The sequence below is a fragment of the Corallococcus praedator genome (assembly GCF_003612125.1).
GTDB classification, from domain to species: domain Bacteria; phylum Myxococcota; class Myxococcia; order Myxococcales; family Myxococcaceae; genus Corallococcus; species Corallococcus praedator.
In genome coordinates this window covers 1-3,528 of sequence record NZ_RAWI01000620.1, presented here as the reverse complement: position 1 = coordinate 3,528, position 3,528 = coordinate 1, and the positions used below count along the sequence as shown (strand labels likewise).

The 3,528-nt window shown below is 72.1% G+C and carries 3 protein-coding genes; 2 read left to right on the top strand and 1 reads right to left on the bottom strand.

All coding sequences use genetic code 11. The features are described from left to right. Together D7Y13_RS39905 and D7Y13_RS39900 are read left to right on the top strand one after the other, a co-directional pair. On the top strand, positions 1 to 1,358 hold a 1,358-nt coding region (locus D7Y13_RS39905), incomplete at its 5' end, for an Hsp70 family protein (protein WP_147452616.1). A 107-nt stretch (positions 1,359 to 1,465) separates the two neighbouring features. Then, on the top strand, positions 1,466 to 2,089 hold the full coding sequence (locus tag D7Y13_RS39900; protein ID WP_120538264.1) for a hypothetical protein: 624 nt from the start codon (positions 1,466 to 1,468) through the stop codon (positions 2,087 to 2,089). A 48-nt stretch (positions 2,090 to 2,137) separates the two neighbouring features. Here the strand turns inward: D7Y13_RS39900 and D7Y13_RS39895 are convergent, their stop codons facing one another. Further along, complete coding sequence (locus D7Y13_RS39895; RefSeq protein WP_120538263.1) at positions 2,138 to 3,475, bottom strand: glutamate--cysteine ligase; 1,338 nt, start codon at positions 3,473 to 3,475, stop codon at positions 2,138 to 2,140. Between the last annotated feature and the right edge of the window lie 53 nt (positions 3,476 to 3,528).

The window sequence follows — 3,528 nt, the reverse complement described above, 5'->3', positions numbered from 1 at the left end:
TGCTGGGCCTGCGCGCGCGCTCCCCGCACCTGCGCTGGCTTGCGCCCCAGCTGCCCTTCCCCATCGCCACCGACCTTCGCGGCGACGCGGGCGTGGAGCTCGGGGGCCGCGTCGTGGGCCCCGCCCTCTTCACCACCCTGCTCCTGCGCGAACTGCACCAGGCCGCCACCGCGTTCCTCGGCCGCAAGGTGACGCGCGCCGTCCTCTGCGCGCCCTCGCACTTCACCGAACGCCAGCGCGCCGCCCTCCGCGACGCCGCCCTCGAAGCGGGCCTGGACGTGCGCCGCATGCTCACCAACAGCGCCGCCGCCGCGCTCGCGTATGCGCACGGCCGGGGCATGGCCCGCAAGCGCGTCCTCGTCGTGGACCTGGGCGGCGGCGGCCTGGAGGTCTGCGTGGTGCAGGTGACCGGCGACGACCTGGAGGTCGTCACCACCGGCGGAGACCCCACCCTGGGCGGCATGGACTTCGACGCCCGCATCGCCGAAGCGCTCGTCGGCGAATCGTCCGAACAGGGCCAGCCCCGCCCCGAACACCCGCTCGACTGGCTGCCCCTGCGCGCCATCGCCGAAGCCACCAAGGAGACCCTCTCCACCCAGGACTCGGTGGACGTCGTGCTGCCCTCCGGCCGGGGCCCCACCCTGGACCGCGAGCGCGTGGAGGCCCTCACCGCCGACCTCGCCCAGCGCGTCGTCGCCGTCACCCGCGAGGTGCTCGAATCCAACGCCCTCTCCCCGCAGGGCCTGGACGCCGTGGTGCTCGTGGGCGGACAGGGCCGCTCACCCCTCGTGCGCCGCCGGCTGGAGGAGAGCCTGGGCGTGCCCGTGCGCGAGGACGTGGACGCCCGGAGCGCCGGGGTGCGCGGCGCCGCGATGCTCGGCCACGCGCTGCTCCTGGCGGAAGTCGGCAAGCCCGCCGCCAGCGTCTCGGAGGTCCTCACCTCCCCCATCGGCGTCGCCGAACACGCCGGCACCTTCCGCCGCGTGCTGGAGCGCAACACCCGCCTGCCCACCTCCAAGACGCTGGTGCTCCCCGTGGCCGCGCCCGGCCCGCTGGTGCTCGCGTTCTTCCAGGGCACCGCGCAGGCGGTCGCGGAGAACGAGTGGCTGGGCGCCCTCTGCCTCACCGTGGAGCGCCCCGGCGAGGTGGAGGTGCACCTGGAGCTGTCCACCGACGGCACCCTGGCCTTCAGCGCCACCCTGCCCGGCGGCAAGCGTCAACCCGTGACGCTCGCGACGGAGGACCTGGACGACGCCGCGCGCGAGGCCCTCGTCGCCCGCTCGCCCTTCCTCACCGAACCCGAGTCCCGCCCTGGGGGCCTGCTGTCCGGGCTGAAGAAGCTCTTCGGCCGCCGGTAGGGCCCTGGGTCCCCTGGCTCCTCCGCCAGGGCAGGTGTGGTGTCCATCCCGGAGGACCCAGCTTCCATTCCAGGTCTCACAGTTCACAGACCGGGAGGAGCCTGGACATGAGAAAGCTTTCGATGATGGCGGGAGTGGTGGCGGCGGGTGTGGGCATCGCGGCCCCGGCCTTCGCGGTGGACGCGACCCAGGTGGGGCGCAGGGTGGGCCTCAACGAACAGGAGGTCGAAGCCGGCCTGGACGTGCGCGTCGGCCTGGGCGGCTTCACCGGCGACCTGGGTGACGAAACGGGGATAGGCGCGCTGTTCGGCATCACCGCCGTCGCCCAGCCCTCGGACCTCGTCGGCGTGGAGGTCGGCTACGAAGGCCAGAGCGTCCCCATCGATGATGCCCGCGTGAGCGGCGGCAACCATATCTGGCGCAACAACGGGACCCTCCTGGCCAAGCTGGGCCCCATCGTCGATGAGAAGTGGCACCCGTTCGTCGGCCTCGGCCTGGGCCTGAGCTACCTGGACGCCTCCAGCGGCTCGGAGCCCGTCTTCAGCAACGACTGGCAGACGGAGTTCCCCATGGCCGCGGGCATCGACTACCGCCTGGGCAACTTCTTCGCCGGCGTGCGTGGCACCTACCGCCTCGTCGGCGGCGAGGAGCTGGTCACCGTCCCCGGCACCGACGACGACGCGAAGGGCAGCCTCTTCAACGGCAACATCACCCTGGGCGGCCGCTTCTAGCCCGCCGCCCAGGAGGTCCGCGTCCGCGAAGGGACGCGCTTCAAGGCCTCACAGCTCGAAGCGCGTCATCAACACTTCCGGACGCGGATCTTCCGCCCACGCATCCAGCACCGCCTGCGCGGGGGACTTCCCCGACGCGGCCACGGCCTCCAGCGGCGCCAGCAGCGGCGCGTCCAGCGGATCCAACCGCAGGAGCCCCCGCTTCGCGATGGCCACCATCTCCGCCGCCAGCCGGTGCAGCTCGTGCGCGCCCAGCTTCCCCGCCAGGCCCTCGCGGCGCGCGGTGTCGTGGAAGGACAGGTGCTCGGTGAAGTTCAGCCGGGGCAAGAGCAGCTGCGCCTCGTCCAGCGCCTGGGCGTCATAGAGGATGCCGCGCCAGAGGGCCCCCAGGGCCCCCGTCATCGCCGCGCTGGCACAGTCCGCGCCGCGCACCTCCAGCACCTTCTTCAGCCGCACCTCGGGGAAGAGCGTGGACAGGTGGTCCGTCCAGTCCCCCATGTCCGGCGGCTTGCCCTCGTAGCCCTCCTTCAGGAGCTGGCGGAAGGTGAGCTCCGGGTGGCGGTACTCGCCCTGGCGCCGCAGGAACAGGAGCGGCGCGTCCAGCGCCCAGTCCACATACGCCTGATAGGAGAAGGAGCCGTCGAACCAGGACGGCAGGTAGCCGCACCGCGTGGGGTCCACCTCTTCCCAGACGCGGCTGCGGAACGTCATGTAGCCGGACGGCTTGCCTTCCAGCAGCGGGCTGTTGGCGTACAGCGCCACCAGCAGCGGGGACAGGCGCGCCACCGTCACCGTCTTCTTCACGCAGTCCGCTTCGTCCGCCCAGTCCAGCGACACCTGCCCGGTGGACGTCATCAACATCATGTTCAGCGCCAGCCGGCCGCGCGTCGGCAGCGTGCGGCGCATCACCTGGTAGCGCGTCTTGGGCATCCAGGGCATCTCCCCCGTCGTGCCCACCGGCCGGTAACCCAACGCCACCAGCCGCAGGCCCAGCGCCTTCGCCGCGGCCTTCGTCTCCGTCAGGTGCGCCAGGTTCTCCGCGTGCGCCTCGCGCGCCGTGAAGAAGGGGCTGCCGGACAGCTCGAACTGCCCTCCCGGCTCCAGCGAGATGGCCGCCATGCCCTTCTGCAGCGCGATGACCGGCGACTGGGGCGTTTCGCGGAAGGGGTCGTAGCCCCCGGACGCCAGCTTCTCCAGCAGGGCCCCCACCCCGTTCGGCCCCTCGTAGGGCACGGGTTGGGCGGACCCCACCGGGTAGATGAACTTCTCGTGCTCCAGCCCGAGCCGGTGCTCGGTTCGGGGCTTCTGCGCCTTGCGAAGCTCTTCCACCAGGGGGGCGGAAGACGTGAGGGGCTCGGAGGCCACGCGCTTGAGGTCGAGGGACATGAGGGCGCCCTATATAACGGGGCTCGTTTCCCTTGCCCTCATTTGAACAACCC

Bases quoted from the DNA above. Each gene is read 5' to 3' on its own strand.
- D7Y13_RS39900 (WP_120538264.1), top strand. From the start codon at position 1,466: ATGAGAAAGCTTTCGATGATGGCGGGAGTGGTGGCGGCGGGTGTGGGC.
- D7Y13_RS39895 (WP_120538263.1), bottom strand. From the start codon at position 3,475: ATGTCCCTCGACCTCAAGCGCGTGGCCTCCGAGCCCCTCACGTCTTCC.